Annotated in this window: 20 protein-coding genes and 1 riboswitch; all 20 genes read right to left on the minus strand. The window is 66.7% G+C overall.

The genetic code is table 11. The features are described from left to right. Window positions 1-4: 4 nt before the first annotated feature. Window positions 5-1,471 carry a glutamate synthase subunit beta gene (locus ABEA06_RS03605; RefSeq protein WP_303381860.1) on the minus strand — a complete coding sequence of 489 codons (1,467 nt, stop codon included), beginning with the start codon at window positions 1,469-1,471 and terminating at the stop codon, window positions 5-7. Then, window positions 1,464-6,179, minus strand: a complete 4,716-nt coding sequence (gene gltB / locus ABEA06_RS03610) for a glutamate synthase large subunit (RefSeq protein ID WP_345310583.1) — start codon at window positions 6,177-6,179, stop codon at window positions 1,464-1,466. Before gltB ends, ABEA06_RS03605 begins: the two co-directional genes overlap by 8 nt. Before the next feature lie 297 nt (window positions 6,180-6,476). Next, the gene (lgt, locus tag ABEA06_RS03615; protein ID WP_345310584.1) at window positions 6,477-7,343 is read right to left on the minus strand and encodes a prolipoprotein diacylglyceryl transferase; all 867 of its coding nucleotides are present in this window, start codon (window positions 7,341-7,343) and stop codon (window positions 6,477-6,479) included. Continuing rightward, window positions 7,343-8,200, minus strand: a complete 858-nt coding sequence (trpA, locus tag ABEA06_RS03620) for a tryptophan synthase subunit alpha (protein ID WP_345310585.1) — start codon at window positions 8,198-8,200, stop codon at window positions 7,343-7,345. The genes lgt and trpA overlap by 1 nt, the downstream gene beginning before the upstream one ends. After that, the gene (gene trpB / locus ABEA06_RS03625; protein WP_345310586.1) at window positions 8,197-10,371 is read right to left on the minus strand and encodes a tryptophan synthase subunit beta; all 2,175 of its coding nucleotides are present in this window, start codon (window positions 10,369-10,371) and stop codon (window positions 8,197-8,199) included. The genes trpA and trpB overlap by 4 nt, the downstream gene beginning before the upstream one ends. 146 nt (window positions 10,372-10,517) lie before the next feature. Continuing rightward, entirely contained in the window at window positions 10,518-10,760 is a 243-nt protein-coding gene (locus tag ABEA06_RS03630; RefSeq protein ID WP_303381855.1) for an HGxxPAAW family protein, read from the minus strand. Window positions 10,761-10,906: 146 nt separating this feature from the next. Continuing rightward, window positions 10,907-11,506 (minus strand): Trp biosynthesis-associated membrane protein, encoded by a 600-nt coding sequence (locus ABEA06_RS03635; protein ID WP_345310587.1) that lies wholly within the window; start codon window positions 11,504-11,506, stop codon window positions 10,907-10,909. Between the two features lie 34 nt (window positions 11,507-11,540). Further along, on the minus strand, window positions 11,541-13,100 hold the full coding sequence (locus tag ABEA06_RS03640; RefSeq protein ID WP_345310588.1) for an anthranilate synthase component I: 1,560 nt from the start codon (window positions 13,098-13,100) through the stop codon (window positions 11,541-11,543). After that, window positions 13,101-13,505, minus strand: coding sequence for a phosphoribosyl-AMP cyclohydrolase (hisI, locus tag ABEA06_RS03645; protein WP_303381852.1), 405 nt, complete (start codon window positions 13,503-13,505; stop codon window positions 13,101-13,103). It lies immediately after the preceding gene. Beyond that, entirely contained in the window at window positions 13,505-14,269 is a 765-nt protein-coding gene (gene hisF, locus ABEA06_RS03650) for an imidazole glycerol phosphate synthase subunit HisF (protein WP_312396522.1), read from the minus strand. Before hisF ends, hisI begins: the two co-directional genes overlap by 1 nt. Before the next feature lie 39 nt (window positions 14,270-14,308). Then, window positions 14,309-15,154 (minus strand): ATP phosphoribosyltransferase, encoded by an 846-nt coding sequence (gene hisG / locus ABEA06_RS03655; RefSeq protein WP_303381850.1) that lies wholly within the window; start codon window positions 15,152-15,154, stop codon window positions 14,309-14,311. 52 nt (window positions 15,155-15,206) lie between these two features. Next, window positions 15,207-15,470: a phosphoribosyl-ATP diphosphatase gene (locus ABEA06_RS03660; RefSeq protein ID WP_345310589.1), complete on the minus strand. Its 264-nt coding sequence runs from the start codon at window positions 15,468-15,470 to the stop codon at window positions 15,207-15,209. Window positions 15,471-15,526: 56 nt separating this feature from the next. Next, window positions 15,527-16,006, minus strand: coding sequence for a 6,7-dimethyl-8-ribityllumazine synthase (gene ribH, locus ABEA06_RS03665; RefSeq protein ID WP_345310590.1), 480 nt, complete (start codon window positions 16,004-16,006; stop codon window positions 15,527-15,529). Then, on the minus strand, window positions 16,003-16,725 hold the full coding sequence (gene ribA, locus ABEA06_RS03670; protein ID WP_345310591.1) for a GTP cyclohydrolase II: 723 nt from the start codon (window positions 16,723-16,725) through the stop codon (window positions 16,003-16,005). The genes ribH and ribA overlap by 4 nt, the downstream gene beginning before the upstream one ends. Next, window positions 16,722-18,029 (minus strand): 3,4-dihydroxy-2-butanone-4-phosphate synthase, encoded by a 1,308-nt coding sequence (gene ribB / locus ABEA06_RS03675; protein ID WP_345310592.1) that lies wholly within the window; start codon window positions 18,027-18,029, stop codon window positions 16,722-16,724. The genes ribA and ribB overlap by 4 nt, the downstream gene beginning before the upstream one ends. Before the next feature lie 21 nt (window positions 18,030-18,050). After that, window positions 18,051-19,166 carry a bifunctional diaminohydroxyphosphoribosylaminopyrimidine deaminase/5-amino-6-(5-phosphoribosylamino)uracil reductase RibD gene (gene ribD, locus ABEA06_RS03680; RefSeq protein ID WP_345310593.1) on the minus strand — a complete coding sequence of 372 codons (1,116 nt, stop codon included), beginning with the start codon at window positions 19,164-19,166 and terminating at the stop codon, window positions 18,051-18,053. Then, on the minus strand, window positions 19,163-19,870 hold the full coding sequence (gene pnuC, locus ABEA06_RS03685; RefSeq protein ID WP_303381844.1) for a nicotinamide riboside transporter PnuC: 708 nt from the start codon (window positions 19,868-19,870) through the stop codon (window positions 19,163-19,165). Before pnuC ends, ribD begins: the two co-directional genes overlap by 4 nt. A gap of 111 nt (window positions 19,871-19,981) precedes the next feature. Continuing rightward, window positions 19,982-20,137, minus strand: a riboswitch (FMN riboswitch). A 106-nt stretch (window positions 20,138-20,243) separates the two neighbouring features. Beyond that, window positions 20,244-20,912, minus strand: a complete 669-nt coding sequence (gene rpe, locus ABEA06_RS03690) for a ribulose-phosphate 3-epimerase (RefSeq protein WP_345310594.1) — start codon at window positions 20,910-20,912, stop codon at window positions 20,244-20,246. A gap of 19 nt (window positions 20,913-20,931) precedes the next feature. Then, window positions 20,932-22,434: an RsmB/NOP family class I SAM-dependent RNA methyltransferase gene (locus ABEA06_RS03695; protein WP_345310595.1), complete on the minus strand. Its 1,503-nt coding sequence runs from the start codon at window positions 22,432-22,434 to the stop codon at window positions 20,932-20,934. After that, window positions 22,431-23,366, minus strand: a complete 936-nt coding sequence (gene fmt / locus ABEA06_RS03700; RefSeq protein ID WP_345310596.1) for a methionyl-tRNA formyltransferase — start codon at window positions 23,364-23,366, stop codon at window positions 22,431-22,433. Before fmt ends, ABEA06_RS03695 begins: the two co-directional genes overlap by 4 nt.

Here is a 23,366-nt window from a genome sequence, read left to right on the forward strand (position 1 = left end):
TTAGCTAAAGGCTCAAGTCAATGGCACGTTCCGACGGCGCCACGGGCTGTGGGAGGCGTGTCTGTCCGGTGAGGTGCCGTTCCACCTCGGCCGCGCACGCGCGCCCCTCGGCAATTGCCCAGACCACGAGCGACTGGCCGCGGCCCGCGTCCCCGCAGGAGAACACGCCGTCGACGGCGGTCATGTACTGCTCGTCTCGGGCCACGTTGGTGCGGCGATCAAGTTCCACGGACAGCTGGGACGTGAGGTCGTCCGACTCGTTCCCGGTGAAACCCAGCGCCAAGAAGACGAGGTCGGCCGGAATGACCTTTTCGGTGCCCTCCTTCGGAACGCGCCGGCCATTGTCCAGGTACTCGGTTTCGGCAACCTTCAGGCCCGTCACGTGGCCGTTCTCGTCCCCCACGAAGTCCACGGTGGACGCGAGGTACGTGCGGTCACCACCTTCTTCGTGAGAGGAGGAGACCTCGAAGACCTTGGGCATCATGGGCCACGGTTCCTCGTCGGCACGGTCCACCGGTGGCTTGCGACCGATGGCCAGGGACGTCACAGACGCAGCTCCCTGCCGGTGGGCGGTGCCAATGCAGTCCGAGCCGGTGTCACCGCCTCCGAGCACGATCACGTTCTTGCCGCGCGCGTCAATGAGATCCGCGACCTCGTCCCCCGCGGACAGCCGGTTGGATCGCACCAGGTAGTCCATGGCGTGGTGAATCCCCTGCAGCTTACGGCCTGGGATATCCAGTTCGCGCGGGCGGGTGGCGCCGGTGGCAACGATCACGGCGTCGTAGCGGCGTCGAAGGACGTCCCAGGTGATGTCCTTGCCGATCTCGATGCCGGTGCGGAAACGCGTGCCCTCGGCGGCCATGACATCCAGGCGACGGTCCACCACTGATTTCTCGAGCTTGAAATCGGGGATGCCGTAGCGCAGCAAGCCGCCGATGCGGTCATCGCGCTCGTACACCGCCACCGTGAACCCGGCCTGCGTCAACTGCTGGGCCGCCGCCAAACCGGCCGGACCCGAGCCGACCACGGCCACGGTCTTACCGACCAGGCGTGCCGGGATGAACGGTTTGACGTAACCCTCGTCGAAGGCCATCTCACCGATCTCGTACTCGATCTGCTTAATGGTCACGGCCGGTTGGTTGATGCTCAGCACGCAGGAGGACTCGCACGGGGCCGGGCACACCCGACCCGTGAACTCCGGGAAATTGTTGGTCGCGTGCATGCGCTCCACGGCCTCATCCTTCTTACCGCGCCACACCAGGTCGTTCCATTCCGGAATCAGGTTGCCCAGCGGGCAGCCCTGGTGGCAGAACGGCACACCGCAGTCCATGCACCGGCCGGCCTGCTCGTGCAGGGTTTGCGAGTTCTGCCGTTCCTGAACCTCGTTCCAGTCCATGATGCGCACGGGAACCGGGCGTTTGGGGCGGTCTTCGCGGTGTCGAACTTTCAGAAAACCACGGGGATCAGCCACGCGTGGTCACCTCCAAAATCTTGTGCCAGGTGCCGTCACCGTCCGGGTCGTCCCCGGCGGCCTCGGCCTGATTACGCAGTGCGAGCACCGCGGAATAATCTCGCGGCAGCAATTTTGTCATGCGCGCGATGACGTCGTCGGGGTTCTCCAACAACTCGGCAGCCCATTCGGACTCGGTTTCCTCACCGTGTCGTTTGATGAGCGACAGGACCAGTTCGCGGTCCTGCGCGTCGAGTGTTGCCAAGAGCAGTTCACCGGAATCCCGTGCCTGCTTATTGATGTCCGACTCGTCCAGATCCAGCACGTAGGCCACGCCACCGGACATGCCCGCACCGAAGTTGCGGCCCGTCTCGCCCAGTACGAGTGCCACCCCGCCGGTCATGTACTCGCATCCGTGGTCACCGATTCCCTCAACCACCGCGGTGGCGCCCGAGTTGCGCACCAGGAACCGCTCGCCCACCGTGCCGCTGAAGAACATTTCACCGCTCGTGGCGCCGTAGCCGATCACGTTGCCGGCGATCACGTTCTCGTGGGAGGCAAAAATCGCCTCGCGCGGCGGGCGCACCACGATGCGGCCGCCGGACAGGCCCTTACCCGTGTAGTCATTGGCGTCGCCTTCCAATCGCAGCGTGATGCCGCGGGGAATGAACGCGCCCATGGACTGTCCCGCTTCACCGGTCAGGGTCACATCGATGGTGTCGTCGGCCAGCTCCTGCAAACCCAGGGCGCTGGTCACCGTGTAACCCAGCATGGTGCCCACGGTGCGGTCGGTATTGATGACGCGCTCCATGACCCGCACCGGTTCGCCCTTCTCGATGGCCGGGGCGGCCAGCGGGATCAGCTTGTTGTCGAAGTGGTCCGCCAACTCGTGATCCTGTGTGCGCGTGTTGCGCAGCCCGTCCTTGAAACCCGGTGACTGGAACGAGTCCAGGATGGGGCTCAGGTCCAGGCCCTTGGCCTTCCAATGCTCAATTGCCTCGCGGGTGCGCAGCACCTCTGCGTGACCCACGGCTTCCTCAATGCTGTGGAAGCCCAGTTGAGCCAGGTACTCGCGCACTTCCTGCGCGATGAACTCGAAGAAGTTCACCACGTGCTCGGCCTTGCCCGTGAAGCGCTTGCGCAGTTCCGGGTTCTGGGTGGCCACGCCCACGGGGCAGGTGTCCAAGTGGCACTTGCGCATCATGATGCAGCCCTCCACCACCAGGGGCGCGGTGGCGAAACCGAATTCCTCGGCGCCCAACAACGCTGCAACCACCACGTCACGGCCGGTCTTGAGCTGACCATCCGCCTGCACGACCACGCGTTCGCGCAACCCGTTCAGCCGCAGGGTCTGCTGGGCCTCGGCCAGGCCCAGCTCCCACGGCATCCCCGCGTGCTTGAGCGAGTTCAGCGGCGCGGCGCCGGTGCCGCCGTCGTGACCGGAAATGAGCACGACGTCGGCCTTGGCCTTGGTCACGCCCGCCGCCACCGTGCCGATCCCCCGTTCGGAGACGAGCTTCACGTGCACCCGGGACCGGGGGTTGGCGCGCTTGAGGTCGTAAATCAGCTGCGCGAGATCCTCGATCGAGTAAATGTCGTGATGCGGCGGGGGCGAGATCAGGGACACACCCGGGGTCGAGTGACGGGTGCGCGCGATCCAGGGGTAAACCTTCTGCGCCATCAGCTGGCCGCCCTCACCGGGTTTGGCGCCCTGGGCCATCTTGATCTGCAGGTCGTCCGCGGTGGCCAGGTACAAGCTGGTGACACCGAAGCGACCCGAGGCGATCTGTTTGACGGCCGAGCGGCGCTCGGGATCCATCAATCGTTCGGGATCCTCGCCGCCCTCGCCGGTGTTGGACTTACCTCCCAACCGGTTCATGGCGATCGCCAGGGTCTCGTGGGCCTCCATGGAAATGGAGCCGTAACTCATGGCGCCGGTCGAGAACCGTTTGACGATCGAGCTCACGGGTTCCACCTGATCGATCGGGATGGGTTCCCGCTCCGAGGTGAAGCTCATGAGACCGCGCAGTGTGGCCAGCTCACGTGACTGATCGTCCACGCGCGCGGTGTAGGACTTGAAGATGTCGTACCGGCCCGTTTGCGTGGCGTGCTGGAGCCGGAACACGGTCTGCGGGTCGAACAAGTGCCGCGGTCCTTCGCGGCGCCAGTCGTACTCACCGCCGATGACCAGGTCGCGGTGGGGTTCGGTGACACCGTCCTCCGGGTAGGCCAGGCGGTGGCGGGACGCGGTTTCCTCCGCGATCACGTCCAGGCCCACACCCTGGATCTGGGTGCGCGTTCCGTAGAAGTACGCGTTCACCAGCTCGCCCGACAGGCCCAGCGCCTCGAAGGTCTGGGCACCGCAGTAGGACTGCACCGTGGAGATACCCATCTTGGACATGATCTTCTGAACGCCCTTGCCGAGCGCCTTGATCAAGTTGTAGACGGCCTCTTCCTCACTCACCCCGGTGATGTCATCGCGGCGCACGAGCTCCTCCGCGGATTCCATGGCCAGATACGGGTTCACGGCGGATGCGCCGTAACCCAGCAGCAGAGCCACGTGATGAACCTCGCGCACGTCACCGGATTCCACGATCAGCGCGACCTTGGTGCGGGTGGCCGAACGCAACAGGTGATGGTGGACGGCAGAGGTCAGCAGCAGCGACGGAATGGGTGCCCAGCCGCCGTTGGAATCGCGGTCGGAAATGATCACGAACTGCACGCCGCGGTTGACCGCGGTGGACACCTTTTCGCAGATTTCGGCAATGCGCGCGCGCAGGGATTCCTCCCCGCCGTCGGGGCGGTACAGGCCGCGCACCTTGAGGGTGAGTGCGGCGCCGTCGTCGTTGTCCAGGTGCAGGAACTGGTCCAGCTGATCGTTGTTGATGACCGGGAAGTCCACCTTGATCAGGCGGGTCTTGGCCTGCTGGGTGGCCAACAGGTTGGCCATGGGGCCCACCGAACCGGTCAGCGAGGTCACCAGTTCCTCGCGGATCGCATCCAGGGGCGGGTTGGTCACCTGCGCGAAGGACTGCACGAAGTAGTCGTAGAGCAACCGGGACCGATCGGAGAGCACGGCCACCGGAGTGTCGGTGCCCATGGCGTAAATCGGCTCGGCGCCGGCCACGGCCATGGGGCCGATGATCTTCTTGAGATCTTCCTCGGTGTAACCGAAGGTCTTCTGACGCAGCCGCACGGAATGCGCGGGATGGACCATGTGCTCACGTTCGGGCAGCTCACTGATCGCCACTATGGAGTCCTGGACCCAGTCGCGCCACGGCTTGGCAGCGGCCAACTCGGCCTTGATCTCATCGTTGTCGACAATGCGGCCCTCTTCGGTGTCGACCAGGAACATGGTTCCCGGGGACACGCGACCCTTGCGCACCACCTTGCGGTCACCGATGTCGATGACACCGACCTCCGACGCGAAGATGACCAGACCGTCCTCGGTCTCCCAGAAACGCCCGGGGCGCAGACCATTGCGGTCCAGCACCGATCCCACCCGCTTGCCGTCCGTGAAGGACACGCACGCCGGGCCGTCCCACGGCTCCATGAGCGTCGAGTGGTACTGGTAGAACGCCCTGAGGTCCGGGTCCATGCTCTCGTTGTTCTCCCAGGCCTCCGGGATGAGCATGAGCATGGTCTCGGTGACCGGACGCCCGGCCAGCTGCAGCAGCTCGGCCACCTCGTCCAGGGACTGGGAGTCGGAGGCGCCTTCCGAGCAGATCGGGAACAGCTCCTCGGGGTTGCGGCCCAACACGGCACCGGACATCGACGACTGGCGGGCGCGCATCCAGTTGCGGTTGCCCATGACGGTGTTGATCTCACCGTTGTGCGCCAGGGTGCGCATGGGCTGGGCGAGCGGCCACGACGGGAACGTGTTGGTCGAAAAACGCGAGTGCACCACGGCCAGCTTGGTGGTGAACCGCTCGTCGGAGAGGTCCGGGTAGAAGGGCTGCAGCTGCGCGGTGGTCAGCATGCCTTTGTACACCAGCGTGCGTGAGGAGAAGCTGGGGAAGTACACCCCGAACTTGTTCTGCGCGCGCTTGCGCACGCGGAAGACCTTCTGGTCCAGTTCCAGCTGCAGGTGCGTGGGATCGAACGACGCCGCCGCGCCGGGTTCGAACAGACTCGCTCCCCTGGCGTTGTGGCGTTCGTCCGCCACGAAGAACTGCACGAACGTGGGCATGACCGCGCGGGCGGACGCACCCACGGCATCATCCACGACGGGGACGTCACGCCAACCGAGCACGCGCAGACCCTCCATCACGGCGAGATCCTCAAGTGCGCGCTGCAGCGGTTCCAGGTGCTGGCCACCGGTGGGCATGAACGCGGTACCCACTGCGTAGGCGCCCGCGGGGGGCAGTTGGAAGTTCACGGTGTCCCGGAAGAAGGCGTCGGGAATCTGGGTGAGGATGCCGGCGCCGTCGCCGGTGCCCTCGTCGCCACCCACGGCACCGCGGTGCTCGAGATTACGCAGGGCCGTCAGCGCGGCCTCCACGATCTCGTGGGTGGAGTTGCCGTCGAGGGTGGCGACAACCGCCAGGCCGCACGCGTCCTTCTCGTCCGCACCGCGGTAGAGACCCTGGTCCTCGGGCTGGGTGGAGAAGGCCCGGAACGGAGATTCCGCGGGGGGTAGCTGGCTGCGCGAGTCAGGGTGGCCCGTGTCGCGGTTGACCGCGTCGGTGACAACGCTGGTCACGGGGGCTACGTGGTTGACTTGGCTCATAGGGAGCTCCTCACCGGGTTGGTGGGCAGGTCTGAAGTGTCAACAATGCCCGGGCAACTGGGGTGAAGTGCGTACGGACATCATCTGATCCAGATGACATATGCGTCCGCGGCGCTGCGAACTACTGGGTCGAACCTCGACGGGCCGACGGATCACCACCGAACGTGGGACTCGCATGATGACGAATCCCCGGTGTGGCGCACGGGTAATTTACCACGATCAGAAATTGTATTGTGAGGGCCACCACCCAGCACAATGCCCCCGGGGTCACCGGGGGCATTTTGTGGTAGCCGGTGCTCAGCGGAGTGCGGAGTGCGCAGCACCGCCCGCGGGCACGTCGGGGCTTTTGCGCATCTTCGCGGATATTGCCATAAATAATGCGATACCGAACAGCACCAGGGCCAATGACGTCCACACGTGGACCCTTTGACCGGCAATCAGCAACGCCGGGTCAATCCGCAGGAACAACTCGATCAGGAGCCTCCCCACGCCGTAATACACCAGGTACAGGGCGAACACGCGGCCGTGGGTGAGGTGCAACCGCTTGCCCAGTGTGATTAATATCACCACTCCGGCGAGGTTCCACAGGCTCTCGTAGAGGAATGTGGGATGGAACAGGGTGTCCGCGGGCAACCCGGCCGGGAAGTTCCCGGAGCTCGGATCGATTTCCAGTCCCCAGGGCAGATCGGTGGGCTTGCCGAAAAGTTCCTGGTTGAACCAGTTGCCCCACCGGCCGATGCCCTGCGCCAACAGGAGCGAGGGTGCTACGGCGTCCGCGAAATACCACAGGGGTACGTTGTTCTTGCGTGACACGAGCCAGGCGGCACCGGCCCCGAAGAGCACGCCGCCCATGATGCCCAGGCCGCCCTCCCAGATCTTGAGCGCGTCCAGGGGATCAGCACCGGGACCGAAGTATTCGCCGGGGTCCGTGATGAGCACGTGGTAGGCGCGGGATCCGATGATGCCCGCGATCACGGCCCAGAACACGATGTCCCACAGGACGTCCGGGTCCTGGCCCCGGTCCTTCCAGCGGCGCATGGTGAGCCACACGGCCGCGGCTATGCCCAGCAGGATGCACAGGGCGTAGAAGTGGATGGTCAGGGGCCCGAGGGAGAAACTACTGATGTCCGGGGACGGAATTGCTGCGGCAACGACCGGCGGCATCAGCCGCGCCCGGACAGTTCGGCGGCCAGGCGACCCACGGCGTCGGGACCGCCCTCGCCCAGGGCGCGCACGAGCGCGGTGCCCACAATGACGCCGTCCGCGTACGCACCGATTTCCTCGACGTGAGCGCGGTTGGAAACACCCAGACCCACGCACACGTTCTGGGCGCCGGCTTCGCGTGCGCGCGCCACGACGTCCTCTGCGGCCGATGACACCTGGTCCCGCGCGCCGGTGACGCCCATGATGGACACGGCGTACACGAAACCGGAGGACGCCTTGACGGTCATGTCCATGCGCTCCCGAGTGGTGGACGGGGCAACCAGGAAGATCCGGTCCAAGCCGTACTTCTGGGAGGCCTCGAACCAGTCGTCGGCTTCATCGGGGATCAGGTCCGGGGTGATGATGCCCGCTCCCCCGGCCTCGAGCAGCCCGCGGGAAAATTCGTCCACGCCGGTTTGCAGCACGGGGTTCCAATAGGTCATCACCACGGGAACGGCGTCCGTGCGTTCGGAGACGGCCCTCACGACCGTGAAGGCATCCGCCACACGCACGCCGTTGGCCAGCGCAAGGGTGGTGGCGTCCTGGATGACGGTTCCGTCCATGACGGGATCCGAGTACGGGATCCCGATCTCAATGATGTCCGCGCCGTTTTGACCCAGGGCCACCGCCGCTTCGACCGATTCGGCCACGGTCGGGTAGCCGGCGGGCAGGTAGCCGACGAGCGCGGGGCGCCCCTCGGCCTTGCACCGGGCAATGCGTGCGACCAGTTTGGAGTCCGGGTTTCGGGTGAGGTTCCGGGGAAGGATACGTTCTGCCAGCCCGCCCACTCCGGGGCGGACGGTTTCGGGGGCGCTCATAGTTGTTCACCTTTCTGACCGACCTGCTCCTCATCGCTGTTCTCGGGAAGCAAATCAAACCATTCCGCGGCCGTCGCCACGTCTTTGTCGCCGCGCCCGGACAGGGACACCAGGATGATTTTCTCCGCTGCGGTCTCGGGGCCGAGTTCCTGGACCCAACGTGCCGCCAGCTCCCGCGCCCCGGCCAGGGCGTGTGATGACTCGATCGCGGGGATGATGCCCTCGGTGCGGGACAGCAGCTTGAAGGCATCCATGGCCTGGGTGTCCGTGATGGCCTCGTACTTCACTCGGCCGATCGCATGCAGGTGCGCGTGTTCGGGCCCCACGGCCGGGTAGTCCAGACCCGCGGAAATCGAATGCGATTCAATGGTCTGCCCGTCCGTGTCCTGCATGAGGAACGTCTTAGCACCGTGCAGCACACCCGGGCGGCCGAGCGTGATGGTGGCCGCGTGACGTTCGGTGTCCACGCCCTCGCCGCCGGCCTCGTTACCGTAGAGCTCGACCTCGGGGTCGTCCAGGAAACCGTGGAAGATACCGATCGCATTGGAACCACCGCCCACGCACGCCGTGACGGCGTCGGGCAATTGCCCGGTCTGCTCCAGGATCTGCGCCCGGGCCTCCTCACCGATCTGCTCGTGGAAGTAGCGGACCATGGTGGGGAACGGGTGCGGACCGGCTGCGGTACCCAGCAAGTAGTGCGTGGTGTCCACGGAGGCCACCCAGTCGCGCAGGGCCTCGTTGATGGCGTCCTTCAACGTGGCCGAGCCGTGGGACACGGGCACGACCTCGGCACCGAGCAGTTGCATGCGGGCGACGTTCAGGGCCTGACGCCGTGTGTCCTCCTCACCCATGTACACGCAACATTCCATGCCGAACAGGGCCGCGGCGGTCGCGGTGGCCACGCCGTGCTGGCCGGCACCGGTTTCGGCGATCAACCGGTTCTTCCCCATGCGCTTGGCGAGCAGGGCTTGGCCCAGGACGTTGTTGATCTTGTGCGACCCGGTGTGGTTGAGGTCCTCACGCTTCAGGAACACGCGGGCCCCGATGGCCTCCCCGAAGCGCTTGGCCTCGGTGAGCAAGGAGGGCCTGCCGGAGTAGTCGCGGGACAGCCGCTGGAACTCCTCGGCGAACTCGTCATCGGTGCGTGCCTTGTCGAAGACCTCGGTCAGCTCGTCCAGTGCGGCCACCAAGGACTCCGGCATCCACCGGCCCCCGAAGTCACCGAAGTACGGGCCCGGTGAGTTCTTCAGGGAACGCCCACCGGAGGCCGGCGCAGCGGCGTCGGCGGCGTCGAGCTGCTCCGCGGCGAACTCGGCCTGGGCGGCCGGTGGCTTATTCCCCGCCAGGAAGTCAACGCGCGCCGCCGCACCCACCTCCCGGAACCGGGCAATGGTGCGGGACGGGTCGTCGGACCTGACCAGTACCTCACCGGTCAGCACCGCATTGGCGCCGTGGCCGGCGTAGAGCTTGATCTGGTCCTCGCCGGACACACCGGATTCGGCAATGATCACGGCGTCCGTGGGGATCTGATCGGCCAGTCGACCGAAGGTGTCCACATCCACGTCCAAAGTCTTGAGATTGCGCGTATTCACACCGATGATTCGCGCCCCGACCGCAACGGCCCGCCGAATCTCCTCGGTGGTGTGCGTTTCGACCAGCGCGTGCATACCCAGCTCATGGGTCAGGTCCAGGAACCGACGCAGCGTGGGATCGTCGAGGGCCGCCACGATCAGCAGCACCATGTCCGCGCCGTGGGCCCGGGCCTCCCAGATCTGGTACTCGTCCACGGTGAAGTCCTTGCGCAATACCGGGATGGTAACGGCCTGGCGCACGGCATCCAGGTCGGTGAGCGAACCACCGAAGCGACGCTTCTCCGTGAGCACGGATATCGCGCTGGCACCGCCTCGTTCGTAGGCCGCAGCCAGTGCGGCGGGATCGGCGATGTCCGCCAGGGCGCCCTTGGACGGGCTCGAACGCTTGACCTCGGACAGCACCTGAACCGAGGCGGGTTCGCTACCGCGCAAGGCACGTTCGGCATCCAAGGCGGGCGCCTGGGTCCGGGCGGTGCGCTGCAGTTGCTGCAGACTGACCACCGCGCGGCGGGCTTCGAGGTCCTCGCGCACCCCCTCGATGATCTGGTCCAGCACCGTGTTGGTGCGTTGCTGCGTCATGGGATTCCTCACTTACGTCTGTTCCGCCATCGGGACGGTCACAACCCGCCCGTATGACGATGACCAGTTCCGTGCCGCTGGGAACTGGTCATGGTCTGGTGAACCGGCCGCGCGCGAGACGCGCACGGGCGCTGAGAGCACGTGGTTCAGTGGTTGAGCTTCTCGCTGCCCTTGCCGTGACCCATGCTCTTGAGCACGGCGCCCACGATCAGACCAACGACGATCAAACCGATTCCTACCACGGTGACGGGGGTCGATGCAATGGTGAAGCCCACGCAACCGACGATCACGCCGACCGCCATGATGCCGACGCAGGCCCACGCGGCAACGGTGTTGCCGTGACCGACGGCGCTCGTGTGGTCCAGGATGACTTGGTTGGTGTTCGACATGTGTGTCAACTCTCCCGTGCCGGTTGAGCCGCAGGGCTCATACAGTGATGGGCGCGCGGTCGAGCGCACCGGTGATTTCCTTGATCCCATTGTGCCATTACCGCGGTCCTTGATGGTTCAGCACCACGCGCAGGTTACTTGACCGGTCACGGCCCCCGCGTGGGGTCCTCGCCGCGTGTGAAAGCATCCCAGGCGTCGATGTCGTCGGAGTGCGTGCTGGTCACGTTCTCATCCGCCGACGCCGCCTTGTTGCCGGCCAGGGCGTCGCGGTCGTAGCGCCGTCCCGCCTTCCGGCCCGCGTTACGGGCCACCAGCATGAGCCAGATGCCGCACAGGATCAGGGCGGCCGCGGCCGCCAGGGCCAACCAGGGGAAGGCGGTGACGGCATACTCGCCGCCGATGCCCACGGCCCCGGTCTGAGTTCCCACCGCCCCGCGGGAGGCATTCTCCGGATCCGCCGTGACCGACAGCACTGCGAAGATCGCGCCGACCCCCGCCAGGGAAACCACGGCACCCACAATGGTGCGCAGCACCCGGCCCGCCAGGGTCGAAGCGACCGCGGCCGCTCCCGCCACGAGACCCAGTGCCGTCACGGCCGGGGCGGCGTCGGAACCGGCGACGTCCACGGTGAGCGGCTGCAGGGTGGTCTCGACCGTGGCGTGGATCCACGTGGCTGCGGAGGCTGCGAACAGACCGATCGCGCACACGAGGGTGGCCAGAACCGCAGGAGCCGTACGACGCAACACGGTGGTCCTTTCTACTGCTGTTGGTGGCGGAAACTCAGCGCGAAAGATCGCGGAGGGACTCGGCCACCAGGGCCGCGCGCAGGGGCGCCGTGGCCTTGTTGAGTGACTCGAGGGCTTCCGTTTCGGGGTCCGAGTCAGCCACGATACCGCCGCCCGCCTGGACGTAGGCCGTGTCGTTGATCAGGAGCGCGGTGCGAATGGCTATGGCCATGTCCATGTTTCCGGCGAAATCCATGTATCCGACCACACCTCCGTAGACGGCGCGACGCAGGGGTTCGTACTCGTCCAGCAGCTGCAGCGCCCGGGGTTTGGGCGCCCCGGACAGCGTGCCCGCCGGGAAGGTCGCGGCCAGTACGTCGTACGCGGACACGTCCTCGCGCATCCTGGCCACCACCGTGGAGCACAAATGCATGATGTGACTGAAACGTTCGATTTCCATGAACTCGCTCACGTCCACGGAACCGGGCACGGACACCTTGGAGAGGTCGTTGCGGGCCAGATCCACGAGCATGAGGTGCTCCGCGCGTTCCTTCTCGTCCGCGAGCAGATCGTGGCCCAGCGCCAAATCCTCCTCCACGGTGGCCCCGCGCGGACGCGAACCCGCGATCGGGTGCGTCATGGCCTGCCGTCCGGTCACGGTGACCAGGGCTTCCGGTGAGGAACCCACAATGGAGTACGGCCGCCCGTCCGCGTCCTCGAAGGCGTACAGGTACATGTACGGGCTGGGATTGATCCGGCGCAGCGTCCGATAGACGTCCAGCGCGTCGGCGCGGCACTCGGCCTCGAAACGGCGGGAAACGACCACCTGGAAGATGTCGCCGTCCACAATCGCCGTCTTGGCGCGGTTGATCGCTTCGATGAACAGCGCGCGGTCCCACGACTGACGGGCCGCACCCTCGACGTCCGTGATGTCCTGGGCGTGGGGGTCCATGACCGAGACCGTGGAACGTTCGAGCGGGGTCGCCAACCGGGTGACCATGTCACGCAGGCGGGAGACGGCGTCGTGGTAGGCGGCGTCCACGTTGTCATCGGTGCCGTTGACGTTGACCGCGTTGGCGACCAGCATCACGGTGCCCTCGGTGCTGTCGTGCACGGCCATGTCCGCGACTAGATTCATGGCCAGCTCGGGCATGCGCAAGTCGTCCTCGGGCGGGTGGGGCAGTCTCTCCCACCGGCGTACGGCCTCCCAGCCCACGAAGCCGACCATGCCCGATGTCAGGGGGGGCACGCCCTCGAAGGGTTCGGTGTGCAATAAATCCATGGTGGCGCGCAGCGCCTGCAACGGGTCACCGTCCACGGGTGCGCCGGCCGGGGCCTCCCCCAGCCAGTGGGCCTGGCCGTCCTGGGCGGTGAGGGTGGCGAACGATCGGGCCCCCACGAAGGAGTACCGCGACCACACGCCGCCCTCGGCGGCGGATTCCAGCAGGAACGTGCCCGGTGCGGGCTTGCCACCGCGCACCACGAGCGAGCGGTACAGACCAATGGGTGTCATGGAGTCCGCGAGCACGGTGGTGCGCACGGGGATCACACGGCGCGTTGTCGCGTACTCGCGGAACTCCTGCAGGGTGGGGGTGATGGTGCCGAGTTGTTGCATTTAAACCGCCTGTTGAGCGTTCAGGTCTCGATCGTCGAAGCACGTGCGTGTTCCGGTGTGGCACGCGGCGCCCGACTGATCGACTTTGACGAGCAGTGCATCGCCGTCGCAGTCGAGGCTGACGGAATGCACCCGTTGAATGTGGCCGGAGGTATCACCCTTGCGCCAGTACTCCTGGCGCGACCGGGACCAGTAGGTCGCCCGGCCTTCGGTGAGGGTGCGGTGCAGGGCTTCATCGTTCATCCAACCGAGCATGAGCACCTCTCCCGTGTCGAACTGTTGGACCACGGCGGCCACCAGTCCGGACGCATCCCGTTTGAGACGGTTCGCGACCTCGGGGTCCAGGTGACTGTCGAAAAATTCTCGGGGCGTGTTTTCCACGGCGTTCACCTCTTCCGTTCGCATCAGCGCACCTCGTATCCGGCTGCGCGCAGGGCGTCCTTGACGTCGGCGATCGCACCCACGGGACCGAAATGGAAGACCGAGGCGGCCAGAACGGCGTCGGCCCCGGCTGCCACGGCGGGCGGGAAGTGCTCGGGGGCCCCGGCGCCGCCCGAGGCGATCAACGGCACCGACACGCGGTCGCGCACCGCGCGGATCATGTCGAGGTCGAAACCCTCGCGCGTGCCGTCCGCGTCCATGGAATTGAGCAGGATCTCCCCCACTCCGCGTTCCTCGGCCTCCCGGCACCAGTCCAGGGCGTCGATACCGGTGAGCTGGCGGCCACCGTGCGTGGTGACCTCGAAGCCCGACGGCGTGTTGGCCGTCCGTTTGGCGTCGCACGAGAGCACGAGCACCTGATTGCCGAAGCGATTGGTGATCTCGTTGATGACCTCGGGCCGGGCGATCGCGGCGGTGTTGATCGACGCCTTGTCCGCACCGGTGCGGAGGAGACGGTCGACGTCATCCGCGGTGCGCACGCCGCCCCCCACGGTCAGCGGGATGAACACCTGTTCCGCGGTGCGGGACACCACGTCGAACATGGTGACCCGGTCGCTCGAGGACGCCGTGACGTCCAGGAAGGTGAGCTCATCGGCACCGGCCAGGTTGTACCGGGCGGCCAGTTCCACCGGGTCACCGGCGTCGCGCAGGTTCTCGAAGTTCACGCCCTTGACCACGCGACCCGCGTCAACATCGAGACACGGGATCACTCGTACGGCCACACCCATAGTGCTGTCCTAACTACTTGCTGAAACGGTGACCGAACCCTAGATCCGGGCTGCCTGAATGGGCGAGACCAGAATGGCTCGGGCTCCCGCCTGGTAGAGGGCGTCCATGATCTTATTGGTGTCGCTCTTGCGCACCATGACCCGCACTGCCACCGAACCATCACGTCCCAGCGGGGAAATGGTGGGGCTCTGCATCCCCGGGGTGATCTGCGTGGCGGCATCCAGGAAATCCTCGGAGATGTCGTAGTCCATCATCACGTACTGCCGGGCCACGAGTACGCCGCGCAACCGACGGCGCAGCACCTCAAGACCCTCGGGCTCCCCCTGATCCTGACGGCGGATCAGCAGGGCCTCGGAGCGCATGATCGGCTGGTCGAAGATGTCCAGGCCGGCGGCACGCAGCGTGTTGCCGGTCTCCACGACGTCCGCAATTGCATCCGCCACACCCAGGCGGATGGATGACTCCACGGCCCCGTCCAAGCGCACGACCTCGGCGTTGACGCCCTGGTCCTCGAGGTACTTGCTCAGGAGCAGTTCATAGCTGGTGGCCACGCGCTTGCCCTCAAGTTCCTTGACGGAATCGAACTGGCCCGTGGGACCGGCCAGGTGAAAGGTCGAGCGGGCGAAGTCCAGGCCCAGGTCCTCCAGGGCCTCGGCCCCGGAATCGAGCAACAGGTCGCGGCCGGTGATCCCCAGGTCCAGGGTGCCGCCGCCCACGTAAATGGCGATGTCCCGCGGCCGCAGGTAGAAGAATTCGACGTTGTTGTCGTTGTCGACCAACACCAGGTCGCGGCTGCTGCGCCGTTGCCGGTAACCGGCTTCGGTGAGCATGGTGATGGCAGCTTCGGACAGCGCGCCCTTATTGGGCACGGCAACTCGCAGCATGGGGTTCCTTTCCGAAAGGCGTGGAATGGGGTGGGCCGTGACCGGCCGCGGATCACAGGTACTTGTAGACGTCTTCCAGACGCAGACCCTTGGCCACCATCATGACCTGCAGGTGATACAGCAACTGCGAGATTTCCTCGGCCGCCTGGTCATTGGTTTCGTATTCGCACGCCATCCAGACTTCGGCGGCCTCTTCTACAACCTTCTTGCCGATGCCGTGGACTCCCGAGTCCAATTCTTTGACGGTTCCGGAACCCTCCGGACGATCAGCGGCTTTTTGGGTGATTTCGGCAAACAGGGCTTCGAAGGTCTTCACCCCTTTAGGGTAATGGGTTCGCGCCCTATCGGTTGAACCGCTGTGGCCTCGGGGTCTCAGACCCCCAGCCCGCGCAGCGTCAGAGCGGTGCGCACGGCGGCCTCGGCGGCCTCGTACCCCTTGTCCTCGTTGGAGCCCTCCAGCCCCGCCCGGTCCAGGCCCTGTTCCTCGGTGTCGCACGTGAGGACACCGAAACCCACCGGCTTACCGCTCACCACGGAGACGTCGGTCAATCCCGTGGTGGCGGCGGAGCACACGTAGTCGAAGTGCGGGGTGCCACCGCGGATGACCACGCCCAGGGCCACCACGGCGTCTGCCCGCTCCGCCACACGACGCGCGGCCACCGGCAGCTCGAAACTTCCCGGCACGCGCACTTCGATCACATTGCCCACGCGGGCGTCCCGGAGGGCGCGCCGGGCACCGTCCAGCAGTCCGGCCATGATCGTGTCGTGCCAGCTGGCCGCGGCGACCGCGACCGTGAGTTCGGTTCCGTCGAGTTCGCCGGCATGGGTGACGGGGGCGCCGTGTCCGCTCATGATTGTTCTCCTGTGCTGTGATTCGGGGTGTTGAAATTCGGGGTGCTGTGCTGTTGGGTGCTCAGTGTCGGGGTGCCGAAGTCGCTCGAGGTGAGCTCGGTCAGGCGGTGATTCATCCGGTCGCGCTTGGTGAGCAGGTACCGGAGGTTTTCTTCCCGGGGTGGTACCTCGTGGGCGACAACGGCCGCCACGGTGATCCCCAGGTCTTCCAGCTTGCGGACCTTGTCCGGGTTGTTGGTCAACAGCCGGATGCGCGTCAATCCCATTTCCTTGAGGATCCTCGCGGCGGCGCTGTAGTCGCGGGCCTCAGCGGGCAGGCCGAGCATCGTATTGGCCTCGACCGTGTCCGCCCCGCCGTCCTGGAGTTTGTAGGCGCGCAGTTTATTGATCAGGCCGATGCCACGCCCCTCGTGGTTGCGCAGGTACAACACGGTTCCGCCGTGGTTGGCGATCCGTTCCAGGGCCAGGTGCAGTTGGGGTCCGCAGTCGCAGCGCCATGAGCCGAACACGTCTCCGGTGATGCATTCGGAATGCAATCGCACCAGGGGCGGCTTGGCAGCTTCCTCCGCGGTCGTGGGCGCAGCGCTCAGGGACACGTGTTCGGCCGCTGCTCTGCCGCTGGGTTCTGGGACCAGCCAACCCATCACGGAGAACGTACCGAATTCGGTGGGGACGCTCACCGCTTCGGAGTGATCCAGTGTTTCGGGGGTCGCACTCATGCGGACAGGTCCCCCCTGTCCGCAGGGGCCTGCGCCGACGACGCCGCGGCCTCACCCACCGCACGCTGGTCCAGGTGCGCCACGAGGTCCTCGATGCTGATCAGCAATAGACCGTGCCGGTCCGCGAACTCGCGCAACGCGGGCGCACGCAGCAGTTCTCCCTGGTCATCCACGATTTCCGCAATGGCTCCCACCGGCTCACATCCGGCCAGGCGAGCCAGGTCCACGGAAGCCTCCGTGTGACCGCGACGCACACGCACGCCGCCGTCCACGGCGCGCAGCGGCAGGATGTGACCGGGGCGGGTCAGCTCGGCCGGTCCGGTGCCGGGATCGGCCAATAAACGTGCGGTCAGGGCGCGATCTGCCGCGCTGATGCCCGTACTCACGCCCGCGCGGGCATCACACGTCACCGTGTAGGCGGTGCCCTTGGCGTCCTCGTTGTGCGCGGTCATGGGCGGTAGGGCCAGGGCATCGGCTCGTTCGTGCGGCATGGGGATGCACACGACCCCTGAACTGTGGCGAATGGTGAACCCCATGAGCTGTTGAGTGGCGTGCTGTGCGGCGAACACCAGGTCACCTTCGTTCTCGCGGTCCTCGTCGTCCACGACCACCACGGCGCGGCCCGCGGCAATCGCGGAGATGGCAGCGGGCACGGGGTCCAGGCGCACCGTGGCCGGCGCCGCAGGTGCCGCGTACGCGGCCAGGCGCTCGGCGTACTTGGCGAGCACGTCCACTTCGAGGTTCACCGCCGACCCCTCCGTGCGGCGCCCCAGCGTGGTGGCGCGCAGCGTCTCGGGAATCAAACCCACCTCGAACCACGCGGGTGACTCCGCGGCGGGGTTGACGGCGGTCACGGTGAGGGACACACCGTCCACGGCAATGGATCCCTTCACGGCGATGTATTTGGCCAGCTCGGTGGGCACCTGGATGCGCAGGGTGTGCCACCCGGTGTGCGCCACGCGAGACACCACCGTGCCCACACCGTCCACGTGGCCCTGCACCACATGGCCGTCCAGTCGGTCACCGGCCGCGGTGCAGCGTTCCAAGTTGACGCTTTCGCCTTCCGCCAAGGCGCCCAGCGTGGTAAGCCGCAGGGTCTCTCCCATGACGTCCGCGGTGAACCGGCCGGTTCCGGCCTGGGGTGCGGGCACGGCCGTGAGGCACACCCCATTGACCGCCAACGACCCACCGTGCGGCAGGTCGGCAATGATCCGACCGGCGGCCACGTGCAGCCGAGCGGCGTCCTCGGCGAGTCGTTCAATCCGCTCCACCGTGGCCTGCGCCGCGACAATTCCGGTAAACATGTGCTGCTCCTTCGTGCTGAACTACTGAGAGGCCGAGACCGGTGCGGGTCGTAAATGCCACGCGACGTCTTCTCCCAGGGTGCGCACCGGAGGTCCGGCCACGGGATCGGAACGCCAACGGGCGGCGTCGGCGAGGGTCTGTGTGGGCGCGGACGCCAGCGACGGTGTGCCGGCGCCCAGAATCAGAGGGGCTTGGTACAGCCACAGTTCGTCCACGAGGTCCGCGGCGAGGAATGCTGCGCTGACCGTGGGACCGCCTTCGACCAGAACGTGGGTAACACCCAACGCGCCCAACCGGGCCAGGGCGTGGCCGGGGTCGTGGGTGTCGAGCCACACGAACCGGCCGTCGGTGGCCGGTTCGCTGCCGCCGGGGGTTCCCACACCGCGCCGGACCCGCGCGTCATGAGCCACCGGGGTGCGGGACATGACCGCTCGCAAGGGCTGGTGATCGAACGGGGTTCCGTCACCGTCGCGGGCCGTCAAGGTGGGGTTGTCCGTACGAGCGGTGGCGCCGCCCACAAGGATCGCATCCACCCGGGCGCGGATCGAATGCCCCGCCTGACGGGCGCACGCGCCGGTAATCCATTGACTGGTTCCGTCCGGGGCGGCCACCTTACCGTCCAGGGACTGGGCGATCTTGAGCGTCACGAACGGCCGGTTGCGGGCCTGCGCCATGAACCAGCGGTCGTTGAGGTCGGTGGCCTGCTCGGACATGAGACCGTGGCGCACCGAGACACCGTGGTCGGCGAGGAACGTTCCTCCCCCGCTGGCGGCATCCGTTCCGTCGTGAACCGCAAAGATGACGCGTTGGATGCCGGCATTCAGGATCGCCCGCGAGCACGGCCCGGTGCGTCCCGTGTGGTTGCATGGTTCCAAGGTGATCACCATGGTCACATCCGTGAGGTCTGTGCCGGCCTGGTGTGCGCGGGCGAGCACATCCGCTTCGGCGTGGGGGGTTCCCGCCCCGCGATGATGTCCCACATGCAGGATCCGGCCGTCAGGGCTGAGCAGAGCGGCACCCACCACCGGGTTGGTGCCTCGCACGCCCAGGGTCGCGGCGTTCAAGGCGGCGGCCATGGCGTCTCGTTCGGCGGGCGAGAAGTCATGGTGTGCGGTGGGCTGGACAGCAGAGGTCACTTGGGGACGTCACCCATTTTCAGGTGCAGGTCCGGGAACCCCGTCTCCACGATGGCGCGTTTGCGTTGGTTGGAGTTCACCCGCCACCACACGAAGAAGCCGGCCAGGGTGAACGCTCCGTAAAAGACGTACATCAGACCCGAAGCGTAATAACCGGCGGAGAACAGCAGCGGGACACCCACGAGGTCCACGGCCACCCAGATCAACCAGAACTCAACCCAGCCCTTGGCCATACCGTAGGTGGCCAGCAGGGAGCCCATGAAGATCCAGGCGTCCGCCCAGACCGGTTCGTAGGAACCCAGAGCCCGGAAAACAGGGGTCAGGAGTGCGGTGCCGAACACCAGGGCGACGATCAGCAGAATGCGTTCCTTACCCGTGGCCCAGCGAGGCGTCACCGCAGCCTGGCTATTCCCTCGTGAACGCCGCCACTGCACCCAGCCGTAGACGGACACGGCGACGAACATGACCTGACGGCCGGCCTGGCCCAGTAAATTGACCGGGTTGGGGGTGTCGAACACCGCTCCCAGGAACACGGTCAACAGGATGAGGTTGCCGATGATACCCACCGGCCACGCCCAGATCTTGCGGCGCATCCCACCGAGTGCGGACAGCAGACCGAACACATTGCCCAGGACTTCACGCCACAGGATGAAACCGTCGCCCACCTGCAGTTGCGCATCGAACAACCAGCGCAAAACGTCCACGGAACTTCCTCTCGCCCTCAAACCTTGTGGCTCCGGGGCGGGGACGACGGTCGTTGCTCACATGACGAGCACCACAACGGGACCCCCGATCTGAGGGCACCGAGCCGACATCCACGTGTTGCCTACCATCCAGACTGTGACTGTCGGTACCGGAATTTCACCGGTTCGGCCGATTCAGCACCGCCGCGTGACTCTGTGCGGCAGGCGTTCCTCGGTTCGCGGACTGTAACCGCCGGTTCGGACTTACACCGACCCCGGAACACGTTGTGCTCAGAATTATGCCACGGCGTGCGCGTCCCGTACGAAAGTTCGCATGCGCACGCGCGGCACCGCATCACCCACGAGGCGTGTGACCGCCGCGGGGGTGCGTCATTCACGCGTTTCGATGGGCCCGCGCGGTTTCGCGCAACGCGTCGATCGCGGCGCTCGGATCGTCCTTGCCGTACACCGCGGAGCCGGCGACGAACGTGTCCGCTCCGGCCTCCGCCGCGCGCACGATGGTCTCCTCCGTGATCCCGCCGTCCACCTGCAGGGCCACCGTGCCCCCGTACGCCTTCACGGCGTTGGCCGCACGCCGCAGCTTGGGAAGCGTCACGTCCAGGAACTTCTGGCCGCCGAAGCCCGGCTCGACCGTCATGATCAGCAGCATGTCCAGCTCGGGCAGCAGATCCAGATACGACTCGATGGGTGTGGCCGGGCGCACCGCCAGACCGGCCTTGGCACCGGCTGCCCGCAGTTCGCGGGCCAGCTTGATGGGGGCGGTGGCGGCCTCCGCGTGGAACGTGACCGAGGCGCAGCCGGCCTCCGCGTAGGCGGGTGCCCAGCGGTCGGGATCCTCGATCATCAGGTGCATGTCCAGCGGAACGGGGCTGACCTTCCGCAAACTTTCGACCACGGGCAACCCCAGCGTCAGATTCGGGACGAAATGGTTGTCCATCACGTCCACGTGGGCGGCATCGGCGCGGGAGATCCGCTGCAGCTCATCGGCCAGGTGAGCGAAGTCAGCGGACAGGATGGACGGGTGGATGGCGCAGCGGCTCATGGTGTCTCCAGGGTGAGGGTCAAGCGGTCTTCCGCAGGGCGATCATGAACATGGCATCGGTTCCGTGCACGTGGGGCCATAGCTGCACGCTGGTGCCGCCTTCGGGCCATTCGAGATCGGCGCGACGGTCTCCCTCGAACGCACCCGGCAGAGCGGCGCGGCGAGCGGATTCGCCGGTGTCCAGAATCTCGGTGTCCTCGCGCGCGGTGACGATGTCCGAGACCACGTCCAGGGTTTCTGCGGTGTGCGGTGAGCAGGTCGCGTACAGCACCACACCACCGGGGCGGGTGGAGTCCAGAGCGGCGCTCAGGAGCTCACGCTGCAGCGAGCCCAGCTCGGCCACGTCCGCGGGTGTGCGGCGCCACCGGGCCTCCGGACGACGCCGCAGCGCGCCCAGTCCCGTACACGGCACGTCCACGAGCACACGGTCGAAACCACCCGGCATCTCTCCGGGGATGTCACGACCGTCCCCCACGCGCAGTGTCCAGGCCCGGTCCGGAACGGCGCCGAGGGCCTGTTCGACGAGGTCCGCTCGGTGATCGCTGACCTCGTTGGCGTACAAGCGAGCGTCCTGCTGATCCGCCAGGGCGGCCAGCAGGGATGCTTTGCCGCCGGGGCCGGCACAGAAGTCCGCCCACTTTCCCTGGTCATCCGCCACCGGCACGTCGGCCATGACTCGGGCCACCAGTTGGGACCCGGCGTCCTGTACGCGCACGGTGCCGTCACGGGTTCCCGGAATCCGGTGCACGTCTCCCCCGGCGCTCTCGGCGCTGTCCGCCACCAGTGTTCCGGGCGTGGCACCCGCATCCAGGGCGGCGGCCAAGCTACCCAGCCCGGGAAGCGCCACCAGGTGCACCCGCGCGGGTGCGTTGTTGGTCTCCAGGAGGTCAACAATTTCTTCCTGGGGGCGTCCACTCATGCGCAGTGCACGGCGCAGCGCACGAACTTCCCACGCCGGGTGCGAGTACCGGACACCCAGTTTGCGCAGGTCATCGGACTCCGCGGCTTCGAGTTGATCCAGCCATTCCTCGGTGCTCTGACGGGCGACCTTGCGGAGCACGGCGTTGACGAGTCCGGCGGGGCCCTGACCGATCTCCCCCCGCACCAGACCCACCGTTGCGTCAAGGGCAGCGTGATCCGGCACGCGCATCGCGAGCAGTTGATGGGCACCGAGCCGCAGCGCGTCAAGAACCTGCGGGTCGAGGTCTTTGAGGGGACGGTCCACGCAGTGTCCGAGGACGGCATCCCACGTTCCCTGGCGGCGCATGGCGCCGTAGGCCAGCTCGGTTGCGAAGGCGGCGTCGCGTTTGTCCAACCGGTTCTTGCGCACCAAGTGGGGCAGCACCAGGTTGCCGTAGGCATCCTCGCCGTTGACCGCGCGCAACGCCTGATAGGCCGTCAAGCGCGCGGGGTCCGACAAGCGACGTCGCTGGCCCGGGGCCTGCGCCGAGAACGGGCGATCTTTCTGTGCGCGCCGGTTGCGCTCATGTCCTTTGGCGTTGCGGTAACCGCGCTCGCTCATTCGAAGACCACCTGTTCACTGCGTTGCTGACCGCGCGCCCAGTCGAGGGCGGCCATGGGTTTCTTGCCGGAGGGCTGCACACGGGTCAATTCCACAGCGTAGGAACCGGTGCCCGCGTAAACCGCGTCGCCCCTCACTGCCACGTGACCGGGGGCCAGGCCCGTGACCTCGGGGGTCGGGATCACGCGGTCGATTTTCATCCGCTGCCCGTGATAGTCCGTCCATGCGCCCGGTTCCGGCGTCACCCCGCGCACGTGGTGGGAAATCGCCACGGCAGGGTGGTTCCACTCGATGCGGGCTTGGGGCCCGGTGAGCTTGGGGGCCTTGCTGGCCTCCCCTTCCTGGGGCACGGGTTTGGCTTGGCCCGTGGCCACGGCCACGAGCGAATCCGCCAGTAACGACGCACCGCTGTGGGACAACCGTTCCAGGACGGATCCGGCGGTATCAGCCGCGCGCACCGGGTCGGTGAGGGTTCCCACGATGTCCCCCGTGTCCATTCCCTCGTCCAGGACGAACGTGGTGGCGCCCATCATCGTGTCACCGGCCATGAGCGCCCGCTGCACCGGGGCGGCCCCGCGCCACTGCGGCAGTAGCGAGAAATGCAGGTTGATCCACCCGTACTCGAAAACATCCAGCACGGGGCGCGGCAGCAGGGCACCGTAGGCCACCACGGCGGCGATGTCGGCACCCGTGGCGCGCAATTGCTCGACCAATTCGGCCGTGGCGCGGTTGGCCTTAAGCGTGGGAATACCCCGTTCCTCGGCACGCTGTGCCACCGGGGACGGGGTCAGAACCTTTTTTCGTCCCACCGGGGCGTCCTCGCGGGTCAACACGGCGACAACGTCCAGGTCGTTGCGTTCGAGAAGCGCGTCGAACGGGATGACGGCGGTTGCCGGGGTGCCGGCGTAGAGAACTTTGAGTGGCTGACTCAC

The organism is Kocuria gwangalliensis, assembly GCF_039544365.1.
Lineage (GTDB): Bacteria > Actinomycetota > Actinomycetes > Actinomycetales > Micrococcaceae > Kocuria > Kocuria gwangalliensis.

Bases quoted from the DNA above. Each gene is read 5' to 3' on its own strand.
- ribA (WP_345310591.1), bottom strand. From the start codon at position 16,725: ATGAGTGCGACCCCCGAAACACTGGATCACTCCGAAGCGGTGAGCGTC.
- trpA (WP_345310585.1), bottom strand. From the start codon at position 8,200: ATGAGCGCCCCCGAAACCGTCCGCCCCGGAGTGGGCGGGCTGGCAGAA.
- ribB (WP_345310592.1), bottom strand. From the start codon at position 18,029: ATGTTTACCGGAATTGTCGCGGCGCAGGCCACGGTGGAGCGGATTGAA.
- rpe (WP_345310594.1), bottom strand. From the start codon at position 20,912: ATGAGCCGCTGCGCCATCCACCCGTCCATCCTGTCCGCTGACTTCGCT.
- trpB (WP_345310586.1), bottom strand. From the start codon at position 10,371: ATGACGCAGCAACGCACCAACACGGTGCTGGACCAGATCATCGAGGGG.
- hisI (WP_303381852.1), bottom strand. From the start codon at position 13,505: ATGCGAACGGAAGAGGTGAACGCCGTGGAAAACACGCCCCGAGAATTT.
- ABEA06_RS03640 (WP_345310588.1), bottom strand. From the start codon at position 13,100: ATGCAACAACTCGGCACCATCACCCCCACCCTGCAGGAGTTCCGCGAG.
- ABEA06_RS03630 (WP_303381855.1), bottom strand. From the start codon at position 10,760: ATGTCGAACACCAACCAAGTCATCCTGGACCACACGAGCGCCGTCGGT.
- hisG (WP_303381850.1), bottom strand. From the start codon at position 15,154: ATGCTGCGAGTTGCCGTGCCCAATAAGGGCGCGCTGTCCGAAGCTGCC.
- lgt (WP_345310584.1), bottom strand. From the start codon at position 7,343: ATGCCGCCGGTCGTTGCCGCAGCAATTCCGTCCCCGGACATCAGTAGT.
- ribH (WP_345310590.1), bottom strand. From the start codon at position 16,006: ATGAGCGGACACGGCGCCCCCGTCACCCATGCCGGCGAACTCGACGGA.
- gltB (WP_345310583.1), bottom strand. From the start codon at position 6,179: ATGAGCCAAGTCAACCACGTAGCCCCCGTGACCAGCGTTGTCACCGAC.
- ABEA06_RS03695 (WP_345310595.1), bottom strand. From the start codon at position 22,434: ATGAGCGAGCGCGGTTACCGCAACGCCAAAGGACATGAGCGCAACCGG.
- hisF (WP_312396522.1), bottom strand. From the start codon at position 14,269: ATGGGTGTGGCCGTACGAGTGATCCCGTGTCTCGATGTTGACGCGGGT.